Annotated in this window: 1 protein-coding gene; it reads right to left on the bottom strand. The window is 46.3% G+C overall.

Annotated features, from left to right (window positions below; translation table 11 throughout):
* Positions 1–801: type IV pili methyl-accepting chemotaxis transducer N-terminal domain-containing protein (locus A3738_RS27905; RefSeq protein ID WP_197474097.1), on the bottom strand; the 801-nt coding region annotated here is incomplete at both ends.

Below are 801 nucleotides of genomic sequence, written 5' to 3'. Positions count from 1 at the left end.
AACGCAATAATTAGAGCCAAAATAAAGTAGGCAAGGGCAGCACTGAAGAAGCGGCCATCGGCTTGGCTTTGCACGCTATTGGATAGAGCGTACGTTTCATCAAGTAGCGCAATAGAATCTTCAAAGATTAAGTTAGCCGCTTTACGCACCTTGAATAACTCAGGGGAAGTTTCAAGAATTGCTTGTACGTTACTATCAACATACTCGAACAACTCGGCAATCGCTTCTAGACCATAAATCGCGTCTTCATCTGTCACTTGCGAAATTTCCATGGCCTCATTGCCATCGAACATCGAGTTCATAACACGACCAAACAAGCGCGCATCTTGACCAAAACGATTCGCTGCAATCGCAGCATCCTCATCACCGGATAGAATGTTATTTACACTTCGAACAATACGTTCAGCACGTAGAGATTGACGTTCAGCTACGGAGATTTGGTCGGCTGGAGCATCACCATCAAGAAGAATCGATACAACGTCCTCATACTCCACCTGAAGTTCAGGGATGGTGTCGTTTAGAGTTTGCGCGATCTGGTGAAGGCTAAGAACGGTGTCTTGGTTTTCAAGAATACGGTCAGCATTGGAACGCACATTCTCCCAACGCGCCGTTACGCCCGTCTCGATAGGTAGAACGGATGCCGGCAAGCCAGTCTCTGGATTACCATTGACGATATATCCAAGTAGCTTTTCAAAATCTTCACGCGAGCGCTTTAACTGCGCGAAAGCTTCTTCTTTACCAGATGCAGCTTCCGTCGAGTTTTTCGCAATTTCTTGAGAAAGTACTCTCAAGTCACTGGCG

The sequence above is a fragment of the Oleiphilus sp. HI0066 genome (assembly GCF_001635725.1).
The sequence above is the reverse complement of the archived record's forward strand: the minus strand, read 5'-3'. Positions and strand labels throughout refer to the sequence as shown.